Origin of the sequence: Streptomyces sp. NPDC090045 (assembly GCF_044747975.1) — a bacterium.
GTDB lineage: Bacteria > Actinomycetota > Actinomycetes > Streptomycetales > Streptomycetaceae > Streptomyces.
This window is the reverse complement of record NZ_JBIVFA010000008.1, coordinates 342,324-356,557: the sequence shown is the minus strand read 5'-3', so window position 1 is coordinate 356,557 and position 14,234 is coordinate 342,324. Positions and strand designations below refer to the sequence as shown.

Here is a 14,234-nt window from a genome sequence, read left to right as displayed (position 1 = left end):
ACGGCAGTCAACAGGACGCGATAGATGCGGGGACATTCGGATGACCGGATTCGCGCTCGGAGTGGACCAGGAGGAGTGGTGCGGGCAGTTGCGCGCACTGGCGGCCGACCGGCTGAGGCCGCTCGCCGAGAAGGGGGAACCGGGAAGGGTCAACCGGCCGCTGCTGGCCGCGCTGGGCGAGCTGGGCCTGCTGGAGCGGGTGTTCGCCTCGGGCGCGCTGGAACTGTGCCTGCTGCGCGAGTCCCTCGCCTACGGCTGCACGGAGGCCGAGACGGCCCTCGCCCTCCAGGGGCTGGGGGCGTACCCGGTGCTGCGGTTCGGGAGCGAGGCGCAACGGGAGCGCTGGCTGCCGCAGGTGCGCGCCGGGCGGGCGGTGGCGGCCTTCGCGCTGAGCGAGCCGGGCGCCGGCTCGGACGCGGCGGCGCTGGCGCTGGCGGCCGACGCCGACCCGGACGCGCGGGGCGGCTGGCGGCTCAGCGGGGAGAAGTGCTGGATCTCCAACGCCCCGGAAGCGGATTTCTACACGGTGTTCGCCCGGACGGGTGAGGGGCCGGGGGCGAAGGGGGTCTCGGCCTTCCTGGTCCCCGCCGACCGCCCCGGACTCTCCGGCGAAGCGCTGGACATGCTGTCCCCGCACCCGATCGGCTCCCTCGCCTTCGACGGGGTCCCGGTCGGCCCGCGGGACCTGCTCGGCGAACCCGGGCGGGGCTTCCGCGTCGCGATGGACACCCTGAACCTCTTCCGGCCGAGCGTCGGCGCCTTCGCGGTGGGCATGGCCCGGGCCGCGCTCGACGCGACGCTGGCGTACACGGCGGGGCGGGCGGCCTTCGGCGGGACGCTGAGCGACCTCCAGGCGGTGGCGCACCGGGTGGCCGAGATGGCCACCCGCACGGAGGCGGCCCGGCTGCTGGTGTACGCGGCGGCCGGGGCCTACGACCGGGGCGCCGCGGACGTGCCGCGCCGGGCGGCCATGGCGAAACTGCTGGCCACCGAGACGGCCCAGTACGTGGTCGACCACGCGGTCCAGCTGCACGGGGCGGTCGCCCTGCGGCGGGGCCACCTGCTGGAGCACCTCTACCGGGAGGTGCGGGCGCCGAGGATCTACGAGGGGGCGAGCGAGGTGCAGCGCACGATCATCGCGAAGGAGCTGTACGGGACCCTGTCCGGGGAGGTGGCGGCCCGATGAGCCCGGAGCGGATCAACCCGCCGGAACTGTCGCCGGCGACGGGCTTCTCGCACGCGGTCGCCGCCACCGGATCCCGGCTCGTCTTCCTGGCCGGCCAGACCGCCCTGGACGGCTCGGGCAAGGTGGTGGGGGAGACCCTGCCGGAGCAGTTCGAGGTGGCCCTGACCAACCTCCTGGCCGCCCTCGCGGCGGCGGGCGGCGCCGCGAGGGACCTGGCCAGGGTGACGGTGTACGCCGTGGACGTGGCGGCGTACCGCGAGTGCTCGGCCGAACTGGGCCGGATCTGGCGCCGGCTGGCGGGCCGCGACTACCCGGCGATGGCCGTCATCGGCGTGGTCCGCCTCTGGGACGAACAGGCCCGGGTCGAACTCGACGGGGTCGCGGTCCTGCCGTAACCGCCGGAGGGGAACAGGGCCCGTGCCGCTCAGCTCCGCGCACGGGCGCGGCGGTACTCCCGCGTGGTGACGCCGCCGACGCCCCAGTCCTCCAGGTCGACCTCGTCGATGAGGACGAAGGTGGTGGCCGGGTCCTTGTCGAGGACCCTGACCAGCAGCTCGGTCACACCGGCGATGATCTCGGCCTTCTGGGCGGCGGTGGCGCCCTCACGGGTGATCTTGACGTTGACGTACGGCATGGCGGTGGATGTCCTTCCGATGAGAGGGGAGTGCGCGGGCGGGCAGGCGGGGCTCAGACGGCGCGGCCGGTCACGTGGCCGCCGTCCACGCGCAGGGCGTGGCCGGTGACGAACGTGGCGCCCGCGAGGTAGAGCACGGCGTCGGCGACCTCGGGGGCCTCGCCGACCCGGTTCAGCAGGGCCAGTCCGCCGAAGGAGTCCACGTCGGAGCCGGCGTGCAGCGGAGTGCGGATGATGCCGGGCGACACGAGGTTGACGCGGATCCCGTCGGCGGCGAGCTCGGCGGCCAGGCTGGTCGTCAGCGCGTGCACTCCGGCCTTGCTGACCACGGGCGCGGAGGCCGGGAAGCCGGCCAGCGCGTGGTCCACCAGGACGGTGCCGATGTTGACGATGCTGCCGCCGCGGCCCTGGGCGCGCAGTGCCCGCACCACGGCCTGGGTGGTGAGGTAGGTCCCCTTGAGGTTGCCCGTCAGGAATCCGTCGAGCTCGGCCTCGGTGACCTCGGTGAAGGGCTTGGAGGCGAAGGTGCCCGCGTTGTTCACCAGGACGTCGATGGCGCCGAACCGGTCGAGCGCGGTGCGGACGAGCGCCTCACCGGTCTCCGGTTCGGCGATGGCGCCCGCGACCCAGGCGGTCCGCTCCGGGTGCCCGAGAGCGGCGGCGGCCTTGGCGAGGCGGTCGGGGTCCCGGCCGTTGAGGACGACGTTGGCGCCGCTCGCCAGGAAGGCGCGGGCGATGTCCAGCCCGATGCCGCTGGAGGAGCCGGTGACGAGGGCGGTGACGGTGGTGGCGTGGGTGTGGGCGGTCATGGTGTGTGCCTTCTTCCGGGGCGAGGGGTCCGTCCTGCTGACACCGGAAACCTACGAACCATCAACCCATAACACCACGACGGAAATTGGAGCATGTCATAATCCCGCGTTATGAATGTGGATCTGCGCGACCTGGAGCTCCTGGACGCCACCGCCGAGGCCGGCTCGCTGACCGCGGCCGCCGAGCGGCTCTACGTGAGCCAGCCCGCCCTCAGCCAGCGGCTCACCCGCCTGGAGGCCCGCCTGGGCATGCCGCTCTTCGACCGCAAGGGCCGCCGCCTGGTGCCCACCGCCGCCGGCCGCCGGATGCTCGTGGCGGCCCGCCAGGTCCTCGGCGAACTGGCCTCTGCCTCCCGGGACCTGAAGGAGATCCGCGACGGGCGCGACCGGCGGGTCCGCTTCACCGCGCAGTGCAGTACGACCTTCCCCTGGCTGCCGCCCGTACTGCGCGCCTTCCGCGAGCGCGAGCCGGACATCGACGTACGCCTGGAGACCGTCCCCGACGACGCGCCGGTCCCGGCGCTGCTCGCCGACCTCGTCGACGTCGCGCTGGTCACCAAGCCGGACCTGCAGATGGACCGGGTGTCCCTGACCAGGCTGTTCGACGACGAGATGATGGCCGTGGTGCCGGCCGGACACCCGTGGGCCGCGCGCGAGCACCTGACCGCCCGTGACTTCGACGGCGTCGACCTGGTCCTCTACGACGGCTACGACCAGAGCCGCATCCCGTCGATCCCGCTGCCGATCCCGCCGGGGTCCCGGCCCGGCCGGATCACCACCATGCCGGTGGTCACCGAACTGGTCGTCGAGATGGTCGCGGGCGGCCAGGGCGTGACGGTCCTGCCCAACTGGGTGGCCGCCCCGTACGTCGCCTCGCACGGCCTCGCCCTCGTGCGGATCGGCGCGGAGCCGCTGACCCGCACCTGGTTCTGCGCCACCCGCACCGGACCGCGCCCGCCCCATCTGGAAGCCTTCGTAGAGGAACTCACCACCCACCTGACGGCCCCCCGGGCTGCGGCGCCTGAGGACCGCCCCGCCTGACCGCCGCCCGGGGCATCGGCAGCATCCCCCCACCCCGGCGGGCGGGGGGCCGCCAGGTGCGGGAGCGGGGGCGTGCAGGGGCGTCCCCGCAGGACGAGCGCGCAACCGCCCCGGACGTTCGTGCCGTGCCCGCAGGCGCGAGCCGAGGAGACGCCCCGGAGGGCCCCCGCGGACGGCCCGCCTGACTCAAGCTCCCGCCGCAGCGGGAGCGCCCCGCCCGACGGCCCGCCCGGCTCAGGGCCTCGCCGCGGCGGACGCGCCCCGCCCCACGGGCCCCCGGCTCAGGGCCTCGCCGCAGTGGATCAGCCCCTCCCGACGGCCCGCCCAGCCAAGAGGCCTGACGTGGCGGGACGCGCCCCGCCCGATGGGCCGTCCGGCTCACGGTCTCGTCGCGGCGGATCGGCCCTGCCCGCCGGCCCGCCCGGCTCAGGGCAGGGCATCGGCTCAGCCCGCGGCAGCGTCCCGTAGGCGGCCCATCCACTCCTCGATGCCCGCGACCGTGCGCGGCAGCGCGCCCGACATCAGGCGGGCGCCGTCCGCCGTGATGACCAGGTCGTCCTCGATGCGGACCCCGATGCCCCGCAGCTCCGCCGGGAGGGTCTCGTCGTCGGGCTGGAGGTAAAGGCCAGGCTCCACGGTGAGGACCTGGCCCTCCTCCAGGACGCCGTCCAGGTAGGTCTCCGCCCGCGCCTTCGCGCAGTCGTGCACGTCCAGTCCCAGCATGTGCCCGCTGCTGCACAGCGTGTACCGCCGGTGCAGGTCGCCCTCCGCGTCCTTCAGGACGCCCCACTCCGCCAGGCCCTCCGCGATCACCCGCATCCCGGCCCGGTGGAAGTCCCCGAAGCTCGCCCCCGGGCGCAGCGCCGCCATGCCCGCGTCCTGGGCGGCCAGGACCAGCTCGTAGACCTGCCGCTGGACGGGGGAGAAGCGGCCCGACAGCGGGAGGGTGCGGGTGATGTCCGCCGTGTAGAGGGTGTCCGTCTCCACGCCCGCGTCCAGCAGGAGCAGTTCGTCCCCGTTCAGCCGGCCGTCGTTGCGGATCCAGTGCAGGGTGCAGGCGTGGGCGCCCGAGGCCGCGATGGTCTCGTACCCGGTGCCGTTGCCCTCGGCCCGTGCGCGCAGGCCGAAGACCCCCTCGATCCACCGCTCCCCGCGCGGATGGGCCAGCGCGCGCGGCAGGGCCCGTACGACGTCCTCGAAGCCCGCCGCCGTGTGGTCCACGGCCAGCTGGAGCTGCTCGACCTCCCACGCGTCCTTCACCAGGCGCAACTCCGAGAGCACGGAGGCCAGTTCCGCGTCGGAGGCCGCGTTGCGGCCCGCCGGTGACCCCAGCTCGTCCAGGTGCGCGCAGCGGATGCCGGTGAGGCGCTGCGCCTCCGCCAGGTCCGGCCGGCGGCCCACCCAGAACTCCCCGTACCGGCGGTCCCGGAAGAACTCCTCGTTCCCGCCCGCCCGCGGCGAGCGGGGCCGCAGGTAGAGCACCGCTTCGTGCGCGTGCGGGCCCGAGGGCTCCAGGACCAGGACGTGACCGGCCTGGTCCTCGCCCGTGAGGCCGGTCAGCCAGGCGTACGCGCTGTGCGGGCGGAAGCGGTGGTCGCAGTCGTTGGAGCGGACCTTCAGTTCGCCGGCCGGGACGACCAGACGCTCGCCGGGGAAGCGGGCCGAGAGCCGCGCCCGGCGGGCCGGGGTGACGGCGTACGCCGGTACGCGCGCGGAGTCGGGGAGCGGGGAAGCGGCCCAGTCGCCCGCCATGAAGCGGGACAACTCCGGGGATACCGGGCGGTCGTGACTGCCCGTGTTGAGGAGGGCGGGGGTCTCGGTCACGAGGCTCCTTCAAGAAAAGATGCGAACTGATGGGCGCACAGGTCTTGTCAGTGCAATTTCACATTACTATGTTACAGCTCACACCGCGGCACGTTAACCCCCGTCAAACGCCGTGTGACCCAGGGCAGTTGGCCCAGAACAGACGACTCAGGGCAGTTCACGCACCACCCCCCACCTCACCCTCTCCACACAGGAGTTCTCGGTGTTCCAGCACAGAGCAGTGCGCTCTTCCCTCCTCGCCTCCGCCGTGGCCGTGACCCTCCTCGCCACCGCGGGTCAGGCCACCACGCAGGCCGCCGCCACGCCGCAGGCCCCTGCGCCGGCCGCCTTCGCCGGCGAACGGGCCGTGCCCGCCTCCGGCCCCACGGGGAACCCGTTCGACGAGGTCGACCGCCTCGCCAACGCGAAGGACAACACCCCGGCGCCCGCCCCGGCCCCCGGCGGACAGGCCATCACCGGCCAGGTGCCCGGCGCCGCGACCGCCGCCGCGCCCGTCGACGACCTGGAGAAGCGCGGCAAGGCCGCCAAGGCGGCCCCCACCGCGAAGAGCGTCGCCGCCGGCGTCCCCTGCACCCTCGACGGGATCACGAACCTCACCCCGGAGCAGTTCGCCGACTTCCTCGGCGACCAGGCCGTCCTCGCCGACGGCTGCCTGCGCGGCCTCATCTGGACCTGGGACGCCCGCCTCGCCCCGGTGATGTCGGACGCGCACGTCCAGGCCGTCTCCCGCCGGATATCCGCCCTGGCCGCCGCCCACGACGGCCGCAACTCCTCGCACCTGGAGGAGATGTTCACCTACCTGCACGCGGTCGCCTACCACGACTTCTCACGCGACGAGATCGACGTCACCGACGCCCCGACCGTCGCCGCGACCCGCAAGGCCATCGACGACTTCGCGGGCGCCGCGCGGACCTTCGACGTGACGCCCAGCAACGCCCGCACGCTGCGCGAGGCCCTCTACGCCGCCGGCCCCGGCCTGCGCCAGCACCAGCTCGGCCTCATCAAGAAGGTCCTGGCCACCATGGACCCGGCGCACCCCGCCACGAACCTCGACGCCACCTGGGCCGGCGCCGTCCTCGCCGCGCTCTCCACCAACTACCTCGGCGTCTACCCGGGCAACCAGGACACCGCCTTCCACGCCGCCGTCTCCGCCGACCCCGCCTACCGCGCCGCCTTCAAGGACTTCGCCGGCTACACCCACCTCAAGGGGACCGGCAACGCCTGGGTGGCCCGCGACGCGCTGGGCGAGTACGGCCGCTTCGGCCAGATCGACGGCGTAAGGGACCAGGTCGTCGCCGACCTCGGCGCGCTGCTCGGGCCCGTCAAGGCCGGCTTCGGCGACGGCAGCGAGCAGTGGGCCAAGCTCGTCTCCTGGCTCAACTTCTACGAGGCCTGCAAGCCGTACGGGGTGTGCAAGGAGGACATCGAGAAGCAGCTCTTCCCCTACACCTACACCTACGACAACGGCGCCATCAAGGTCCGCACCGGCCTGGACCGGGCCACCGTCGACCAGCTGTACTACGCGAGCAAGCAGGTCAAGTCCCAGTACCACCGCGTGCTCGGCACCGAGCAGCCGCTCGCGGGCGACCCCAACACCACGCTGAACATCGTGCTCTACGGCTCCCGCGCCGACTACGTGAACTACCACCCGATCCTGACCGGCTACGGCACCAACAACGGCGGCATCTACATCGAGAACGGCGCCACCTTCTACACCTATCAGCGCCGTGTCCCGCAGGACTCCTCCCTCACCCTCGAGGAGCTCTTCCGCCACGAGTACACGCACTACCTCAACGGCCGTTACGCCGTCCCCGGCTTCTTCGGCGAGGGCCCCTGGTACGAGGGCGACCGCACGACCGCGATGGACGAGGGCACGGCCGAGTTCTTCGACGGCGCCACCCGCGACAACGGCATCGCCGTCCGCAAGTCCCTCGTGAAGAGCATCATCAGCGACACCGCCGGCGGCGGCCCGCGCATGAGCGTCGAGCAGCTGCTGAACGCCACCTACGACGGCGACGGCTTCCGCTTCTACAGTTACGCCGGCACCTTCTTCGAGTTCCTGTGGACCGAGAAGCCCTCCCTGCTGCGCGAGATGTACACCCACCTGCGGGCCAACGACGTGGCGGCGTACGACGCCTGGCGCCACCGGATGGGATCGGACACCTACCTCCAGCGCGACTACGACCGCTTCCTGGACGCGCAGATCGCCAAGGTCGACCAGCTCTACGTGCCGAACACCTCCTTCACCCCGAACGACCAGCTGCGCGACTCCGCGCTCGCGTCGGTGAAGTCGGCCTTCGCCACGGCCACGTACAACACCCCGGACTGCGTGGAGAACGGCGACGCCGGCAAGCGCCGGTTCACCTGTACCGGCCGGATCACCGCGAACCTGAAGAACTGGCGCAGCGACGACCAGAACTTCAAGGACGTGTCGGAGACGGTCGACTACTTCATCCTCGACCGGGCGGGTGCGGCCTCCAACAACCTCGCCGACATGAACTGCTCCTTCGGTCCGCTGGAGATCTGGAGCAACAAGAAGGCGGGAACCACGAGTTACAGCTGCGAGGGACCGCTCCGCAGCTGACCCGGCACCGGACCGGTCCCGCGCCCGAGGGGGGTGCGGGACCGGTCTGGGCAGGCACTAAAGAATGTGACATATTACTGTCGTGCTCAAGAGACACTCCCTGGACGCCGTGATCATCGGCGCCGGCGTCGTCGGGGCGGCCTGCGCCTACTACGCGACCCGCGCCGGGCTCTCCGTGGCCGTGGTCGACCGCGGCCCCGTCGCGGGCGGCACGACCGGCGCCGGCGAAGGCAACCTGCTCGTCTCCGACAAGGAGGCAGGACCGGAACTCGACCTCGCCCTCCTCTCCACCCGGCTCTGGACCGAACTCGCCGCGGTCCTCCCGCGCGCGATCGAGTACGAGCCCAAGGGCGGCCTCGTGGTCGCCCCGGACGACACCACCGTGCAGGCCCTGCGGAGGTTCGCCGAGGGTCAGCGCAAGGCCGGGGTCGACGCGGTCGAGGTGCCCGCGGACGCCCTGCACGCACTGGAGCCGCACCTGGCCCCGGGCCTGGCGGGCGGGTTCCACTACCCGCAGGACGCCCAGGTCCAGCCGGCCCAGGCGGCAGCGCGGCTGCTGGCCGCGTCCGGAGCCGAGGTGTACCTCGGCGAGGAGGTGACGGGCGTACTGCTGGACCGGGGTGCCGTACGAGGGGTCAGCACCCCGCGCCGCGAACTCCTGGCCCCGGCCGTGGTGAACGCGGCCGGTACCTGGGGCGGCCACATCGCCTCGCTGGCCGGGGTCGCCCTGCCGGTCCTCCCGCGCCGCGGCTTCGTCCTGGTGACCGAGCCGCTCCCGCGGGTGGTCCGGCACAAGGTCTACGCCGCCGACTACATCGCGGACGTCGCCAGCGGCTCCGCCGCCCTGCAGTCCTCGGCCGTGGTCGAGGGCACCCCCTCCGGCCCGGTCCTGATCGGCGCCACCCGGGAGCGGGTCGGCTTCGACCGCTCCCTCTCGACGGAGGCCCTGCGCCGCCTGGCCGCGCAGGCGGCGGCGCTCTTCCCGGTGCTGGCCGACGTCCGGGTCCTGCGCACGTACCACGGCTTCCGCCCGTACCTCCCGGACCACCTCCCGGCCATCGGCCAGGACGCCCGCCGCCCCGGGCTGCTGCACGCCTGCGGCCACGAGGGCGCGGGCATCGGCCTCGCCCCGGCCACGGGCGCCCTGATCACCGCGGCCCTGACGGGCACTGAACCCCCGCTCCCCCCGGCCCCGTTCGACCCGGCCCGCTTTGCCGGGGACGCAGCCCGATGACGGCCCCGGCGCCGGTGCGGGTGCCCGTTGCGATGGCCGGCCCCGCGCAGCGGGCACCCGCACCTGCCCACCACCTGCACCACGTCCAAGGAGAACCGCCGATGAGCAGAACCCCGCGCACCCTCGTCGGCGGAGCCCCCTCGGCCACGTACGTCCTGCGCTTCGACGGGCGGGAGCTCACCGCCCAGGCCGGGATGAGCATCGCCGCCGTGCTCTGGGGCGCCGGGATCCTGGCCTGGCGGACCACCCGCGAGGGCGGCGCCCCGCGCGGCGCGTTCTGCGGCATCGGCAGCTGCTACGACTGCCTCGTCACCGTCAACGGCCGCCCGAACCAGCGCGCCTGCCTGGTCCCGGCCCGGCCGGGGGACACCGTCACCACCCAGGAGGGAACCGGCCATGCCGACCTCGCCGTCTGAGCCGACCGTCCCGCCTGCCGCCGCGGCCGCCGCCCCTGCGGCGGGTCCCGGCGCGAGCCCGGCCGCCGTACCCGCATCGCCTGCGGCCCCCGCCCCCGCCGTCGACCTCGCCGTCGTGGGAGCCGGTCCGGCCGGGCTGGCCGCGGCCGTCACGGCCGCCGGGCTCGGGCTGCGGGTCACGCTCCTCGACGCGGGCGACCGCCCCGGCGGGCAGTACTACCGCCACCCCGCACCCGGCCTCGGCGCGGCCCGCCCCGAGGCCCTGCACCACGGCTGGAACGACTTCGCCGACCGCGAAGCCGCCCTGCGCGCCCACGAGTCGGCCGGCCGGATCACGTACCTCCCGGCCCACCACGTCTGGACCGTGGTCCCGGCCGACGGCCCCGGCTGGACCCTGCACGCCGTCGCCGGTCCCGAGGAGGCGGCCGCCTCCCTGCACGCCCGGGCCGTGCTCCTCGCCACCGGATCGTACGAGCGGCAACTGCCCTTCCCCGGCTGGACCCTGCCCGGGGTGGTCGGCGCCGGCGGGGCCCAGGCCATGCTCAAGAGCGGGCTCGTCCTGCCGGGCAAGCGGGTCGTCGTCGCCGGAAGCGGCCCGCTGCTGCTCGCCGTCGCCGGCTCGCTCGCGGCCGCCGGGGCCCGGGTGCCGGCCGTGGTCGAAGCCGCGGCGTACACCGCGTACGCGGGCCATCTCCCCACCATGTTCCGCAACCCCGGCAAGCTCGCCGAGGCCGCCGGCTACGGCGGGGCGCTGGCCCGCCACCATGTGCGGCTGCTCACCCGGCACGCCGTCACCGAGGCCCACGGCACCGACCGGGTCGAGGCCGTCACCGTGGCCCGGCTCGACCGGGACTGGCGTCCGCTGCCCGGCACCGCCCGCCGGATCCCCTGCGACGCCCTCGCCGTCGGCCACGGGCTCGTCCCGCAGCTGGAGCTGGCCACCGGCCTCGGCTGCGCCACCCGCCGGACCGCCGACGGCACCGTCGCCCTGGCGCTGGACGCCGAGCAGCGGACCTCCGTCCCCGGGATCTGGTCGGCGGGCGAGACCGGCGGCATCGGCGGCGCCCAACTCGCCCTCATCGAAGGGGAGATCGCCGCTCACGCGATTGCCGGCCGGCGCGCGCCCACCACGCTCGCCGGCCGCCGCGCCCGGCTGCGCGGCTTCGCCGAGGCCATGGGCGCCGCCCACCGCCCCGGCGACGGCTGGACCGGCTGGCTGCGGGACGACGCCGTCGTGTGCCGCTGTGAGGAGGTCCCGGCCGGCCTGATCCGGGAGGCGGCCGAGGACCTCGGCGCGCGCGACACCCGTACCGTCAAGCTCCTGACCCGGGCCGGCATGGGATGGTGCCAGGGCCGGATGTGCGGCCCGGCCGTCGCCGCCCTCGCCGGGGAGGAGCAGCCGGCCGACCGGCGGCCGCTGTCCTGCCCGGTCCCGTTGGGCCGGCTCGCCGAACTTCCGCCCGCGGACCGCTGATCGGGGCGTTCTGGCCCTTGTGGCCGTCCCGCACCCACTAGTAAAATGTCACACACCACACTAGGGAGCCCTCTCATGACCCTCGCGCACACCCCCGCGCCCCGCATCCGCCCCTGGCACGGCATCATGGTCGCCACCGCGCTCCCGCTGCGCCGGGACCTCGGCGTCGACTACGACGCCTACGCCGAACACGTGGCCTGGCTGATCGCCAACGGCTGCGACGGCGTGGTCCCCAACGGCTCCCTCGGGGAGTACCAGACCCTCACCGACGAGGAGCGCGCACGGGTCGTGCGCACCGCCGTCGAGGCCGCCGGAGACGGCGCCCGCGTCATGCCCGGCGTCGCCGCCTACGGCAGCGCCGAGGCCCGCCGCTGGGCCGAGCAGGCCGCCGAGGCCGGCGCCGGCTCCGTACTCCTCCTGCCGCCCAACGCCTTCCGGGCCGACGAGGAGACCGTGCGCGCCCACTACGCCGAGGTCGCCCGCGCCGGGCTCCCCGTGGTCGCGTACAACAACCCGTACGACACCAAGGTGGACCTGACCCCGGACCTCCTCGCGCGGCTGCACGCCGACGGCTCCATCGTCGCCGTCAAGGAGTTCAGCGGGGACGTGCGCCGCGCCTACGAGATCGCCGAGCTCGCCCCCGGTCTCGACCTGCTCATCGGCGCCGACGACGTCCTGCTCGAACTGGCCCTCGCGGGCGCCGTCGGCTGGATCGCCGGCTACCCCAACGCCCTGCCCCGGTCCTGCGCCACCCTCTACCGGGCCGCCGTCGCGGGGGACCTCACCACCGCCCTGCCGCTCTACAAGTCCCTGCACTCCCTGCTGCGCTGGGACTCCAAGACCGAGTTCGTCCAGGCCATCAAGCTCTCCATGGACCTGGCCGGCCGCCCCGGCGGCGCCACCCGGCCGCCGCGCTTCCCGCTCACCGGCGAGACCGAGGCCGCCGTCCGCGCCGCCACCGAGAAGGCCCTCGCCGAGGGCCTCAACTAACCAGCTGGAGGGGACGCCCGATGCGTACGCGCCACGTCTACCACGCGGTGGACTCGCACACCGAGGGGATGCCGACCCGGGTGATCACCGGGGGAGTCGGGGTGATCCCCGGGGCCACCATGGCCGAGAAGCGGCTCCACTTCATCGAGCACACGGACCACATTCGCACCCTGCTCATGTACGAGCCGCGCGGCCACTCCGCGATGAGCGGCGCCATCCTGCAGCCGCCCACCCGCCCCGACGCCGACTACGGCGTCCTCTACATCGAGGTGTCGGGCCTGCTCCCCATGTGCGGGCACGGCACCATCGGTGTCGCCACCGTCCTCGTCGAGACCGGCATGGTGCCGGTCGTCGAGCCGGTCACCACCGTCCGGCTCGACACCCCCGCCGGACTGGTGAGCGTCGACGTCCGCGTCGAGGACGGTGCGGCCACCGCCGTCACCCTCACCAACGTCCCCTCCTTCAGCGTCGGCCTCGACCTGAAGGCCGAGGTCCCCGGCTTCGGCACGGTCACCTACGACCTCGCCTACGGCGGCAACTTCTACGCCTTCGTCGAACTCGACGCCCTCGGCCTCCCCTTCGACCGCGCCCGGGGGGACGACCTGCTCGCCGCCGGACTCGCGGTCATGGACGCGATCAACGCGGGCGACGACCGGCCCGTCCACCCCGAGAACCCCTCCATCGCCGGGGTCAAGCACGTCTACCTCGCCGCCCCCGGCTCCGACGCCCGCCGCTCCAGGCACGCCATGGCCATCCACCCGGGCTGGTTCGACCGCTCGCCCTGCGGTACGGGCACCAGCGCGCGGATGGCCCAGCTGCACGCCCGCGGACTCCTGGAGCTCGACACGGACTTCGTCAACGAGTCCTTCATCGGCACCGAGTTCACGGGCCGGCTGGTCGCGGAGACCACCGTCGGCGGACTCCCGGCCGTGGTGCCCACGGTCACCGGCCGGGCCTGGATCACCGGCACCGCCCAGTACTTCCTCGACCCGGCCGACCCCTTCCCCGGAGGCTTCCTGCTGTGATCACCGTCCGAACGGTGGACTACCACACCGCCGGCGAGCCCTTCCGGATCGTCGACTGCGGCGCGCAGGACCTGGCCGCGCCCGGTGACACCGTCGCCGAGCGCTGCGCCACCGCGATCGGCCCGGGAGGCTCGGGGACCGCGCCGCGCCGGGGTGCGCTGGACGACGTACGGCGCCTGCTCGTGCAGGAGCCGCGTGGGCATGCCGGGATGTACGGGGGGTTCGTGGTCCCGGCCGACGACGACGGGGCCCACTTCGGCGTGCTGTTCTGGCACAAGGACGGCTACTCCACCGCGTGCGGCCACGGCACCATGGCCCTCGGGGCCTGGGCCGTGGACACCGGCCGGGTCGCCGCCCCGGACCACGGCGACGCCCAGGTGCGCATCGACGTACCGTCCGGGCGGGTCACCGCGACCGTGCACCGGGACGGTGGCCGCACCACCGGGGTCACCTTCCGCAACGTGCCGGCCCGGGTGGGCGCCCGCAAGGTCCCCGTCGCCACCACCCTCGGACTCGCCGAGGTGGACATCGCACACGCCGGGGCCTGTTACGCCTCCGTCCGCGCCCGCGACCTCGGCCTGGACGTCTCCCGGGCCTCGCTGCCCGCCCTGGTGCGGGCCGGCCAGGAGATCCGGGCCGCGCTCGCCACGCACCCCGCCACCTGGCACCCCGGGGGTCCGCTGCTGTCCGGGGTGTACGGGGTGATCCTCCACGAGGAGCTCCCCGGCACTCCGTTCGGGCCGCACGAGCGCAACGTCACCGTCTTCGCGGACGGCCAGATCGACCGCTCACCCTGTGGCTCCGGCACCTCGACGCGGCTCGCGCTGCTCGCGGAGGACGGGCGGCTCGGCCCCGGCGAGGACCTGCTGAACGAGTCGGTCACCGGCACCATGTTCACCGGGCGGATGCTGGACGGCGGGGTCACCGAGGTCACCGGCACCGCCTACCGCACCGGCGAACACACCTTCCTGCTGGACCCGCACGACGCCCTCGGCAGCGGGTTCTCGCTGTGACCGG

Annotated in this window: 13 protein-coding genes; 10 read left to right on the top strand and 3 right to left on the bottom strand. The window is 74.2% G+C overall.

Annotated features, from left to right (window positions below; translation table 11 throughout):
- Positions 1-40 precede the first annotated feature (40 nt).
- Both ACIPYQ_RS23080 and ACIPYQ_RS23075 read left to right on the top strand, forming a co-directional pair.
- Positions 41-1,186, top strand: coding sequence for an acyl-CoA dehydrogenase family protein (locus ACIPYQ_RS23080; protein ID WP_401254132.1), 1,146 nt, complete (start codon positions 41-43; stop codon positions 1,184-1,186).
- Positions 1,183-1,581: a RidA family protein gene (locus ACIPYQ_RS23075; protein WP_361753935.1), complete on the top strand. Its 399-nt coding sequence runs from the start codon at positions 1,183-1,185 to the stop codon at positions 1,579-1,581. The genes ACIPYQ_RS23080 and ACIPYQ_RS23075 overlap by 4 nt, the downstream gene beginning before the upstream one ends.
- A 29-nt stretch (positions 1,582-1,610) precedes the next feature.
- On the opposite strand, the gene ACIPYQ_RS23070 is transcribed toward ACIPYQ_RS23075, so the two are convergent.
- Positions 1,611-1,820: a 4-oxalocrotonate tautomerase family protein gene (locus tag ACIPYQ_RS23070; protein ID WP_401254129.1), complete on the bottom strand. Its 210-nt coding sequence runs from the start codon at positions 1,818-1,820 to the stop codon at positions 1,611-1,613.
- Positions 1,821-1,873: 53 nt separating this feature from the next.
- Complete coding sequence (locus tag ACIPYQ_RS23065; RefSeq protein WP_401254126.1) at positions 1,874-2,629, bottom strand: SDR family NAD(P)-dependent oxidoreductase; 756 nt, start codon at positions 2,627-2,629, stop codon at positions 1,874-1,876.
- A gap of 111 nt (positions 2,630-2,740) precedes the next feature.
- Here ACIPYQ_RS23065 and ACIPYQ_RS23060 point away from each other — a divergent pair, with 111 nt between their 5' ends.
- Complete coding sequence (locus ACIPYQ_RS23060) at positions 2,741-3,670, top strand: LysR family transcriptional regulator (RefSeq protein ID WP_401254123.1); 930 nt, start codon at positions 2,741-2,743, stop codon at positions 3,668-3,670.
- A gap of 444 nt (positions 3,671-4,114) precedes the next feature.
- Here the strand turns inward: ACIPYQ_RS23060 and ACIPYQ_RS23055 are convergent, their stop codons facing one another.
- The gene (locus ACIPYQ_RS23055) at positions 4,115-5,494 is read right to left on the bottom strand and encodes an aminopeptidase P family protein (protein ID WP_401254120.1); all 1,380 of its coding nucleotides are present in this window, start codon (positions 5,492-5,494) and stop codon (positions 4,115-4,117) included.
- A 202-nt stretch (positions 5,495-5,696) separates the two neighbouring features.
- Between ACIPYQ_RS23055 and ACIPYQ_RS23050 the strand changes: the two genes are divergently transcribed.
- From ACIPYQ_RS23050 to ACIPYQ_RS23020, 7 genes are all read left to right on the top strand, one after another.
- On the top strand, positions 5,697-8,078 hold the full coding sequence (locus ACIPYQ_RS23050; RefSeq protein WP_401254117.1) for a collagenase: 2,382 nt from the start codon (positions 5,697-5,699) through the stop codon (positions 8,076-8,078).
- 82 nt (positions 8,079-8,160) lie between these two features.
- Complete coding sequence (locus tag ACIPYQ_RS23045; RefSeq protein WP_401254114.1) at positions 8,161-9,312, top strand: NAD(P)/FAD-dependent oxidoreductase; 1,152 nt, start codon at positions 8,161-8,163, stop codon at positions 9,310-9,312.
- Between the two features lie 101 nt (positions 9,313-9,413).
- On the top strand, positions 9,414-9,728 hold the full coding sequence (locus ACIPYQ_RS23040; protein ID WP_401254112.1) for a (2Fe-2S)-binding protein: 315 nt from the start codon (positions 9,414-9,416) through the stop codon (positions 9,726-9,728).
- A complete protein-coding gene (locus ACIPYQ_RS23035) occupies positions 9,709-11,202 on the top strand; it encodes an NAD(P)/FAD-dependent oxidoreductase (protein WP_401254109.1) in 1,494 nt (497 codons plus the stop codon). Before ACIPYQ_RS23040 ends, ACIPYQ_RS23035 begins: the two co-directional genes overlap by 20 nt.
- A 75-nt stretch (positions 11,203-11,277) precedes the next feature.
- Positions 11,278-12,192, top strand: a complete 915-nt coding sequence (locus tag ACIPYQ_RS23030) for a dihydrodipicolinate synthase family protein (protein ID WP_401254106.1) — start codon at positions 11,278-11,280, stop codon at positions 12,190-12,192.
- A 20-nt stretch (positions 12,193-12,212) separates the two neighbouring features.
- Positions 12,213-13,217, top strand: a complete 1,005-nt coding sequence (locus ACIPYQ_RS23025) for a proline racemase family protein (protein WP_401254104.1) — start codon at positions 12,213-12,215, stop codon at positions 13,215-13,217.
- Positions 13,214-14,230 carry a proline racemase family protein gene (locus ACIPYQ_RS23020; RefSeq protein WP_401254101.1) on the top strand — a complete coding sequence of 339 codons (1,017 nt, stop codon included), beginning with the start codon at positions 13,214-13,216 and terminating at the stop codon, positions 14,228-14,230. The genes ACIPYQ_RS23025 and ACIPYQ_RS23020 overlap by 4 nt, the downstream gene beginning before the upstream one ends.
- The last annotated feature ends 4 nt before the right edge of the window (positions 14,231-14,234 follow it).

Excerpts from the sequence above, each read along its gene's own strand:
- ACIPYQ_RS23070 (WP_401254129.1), bottom strand. The coding sequence starts at position 1,820 with ATGCCGTACGTCAACGTCAAGATCACCCGTGAGGGCGCCACCGCCGCC.
- ACIPYQ_RS23035 (WP_401254109.1), top strand. The coding sequence starts at position 9,709 with ATGCCGACCTCGCCGTCTGAGCCGACCGTCCCGCCTGCCGCCGCGGCC.
- ACIPYQ_RS23030 (WP_401254106.1), top strand. The coding sequence starts at position 11,278 with ATGACCCTCGCGCACACCCCCGCGCCCCGCATCCGCCCCTGGCACGGC.
- ACIPYQ_RS23080 (WP_401254132.1), top strand. The coding sequence starts at position 41 with ATGACCGGATTCGCGCTCGGAGTGGACCAGGAGGAGTGGTGCGGGCAG.
- ACIPYQ_RS23065 (WP_401254126.1), bottom strand. The coding sequence starts at position 2,629 with ATGACCGCCCACACCCACGCCACCACCGTCACCGCCCTCGTCACCGGC.
- ACIPYQ_RS23025 (WP_401254104.1), top strand. The coding sequence starts at position 12,213 with ATGCGTACGCGCCACGTCTACCACGCGGTGGACTCGCACACCGAGGGG.
- ACIPYQ_RS23060 (WP_401254123.1), top strand. The coding sequence starts at position 2,741 with ATGAATGTGGATCTGCGCGACCTGGAGCTCCTGGACGCCACCGCCGAG.
- ACIPYQ_RS23040 (WP_401254112.1), top strand. The coding sequence starts at position 9,414 with ATGAGCAGAACCCCGCGCACCCTCGTCGGCGGAGCCCCCTCGGCCACG.
- ACIPYQ_RS23075 (WP_361753935.1), top strand. The coding sequence starts at position 1,183 with ATGAGCCCGGAGCGGATCAACCCGCCGGAACTGTCGCCGGCGACGGGC.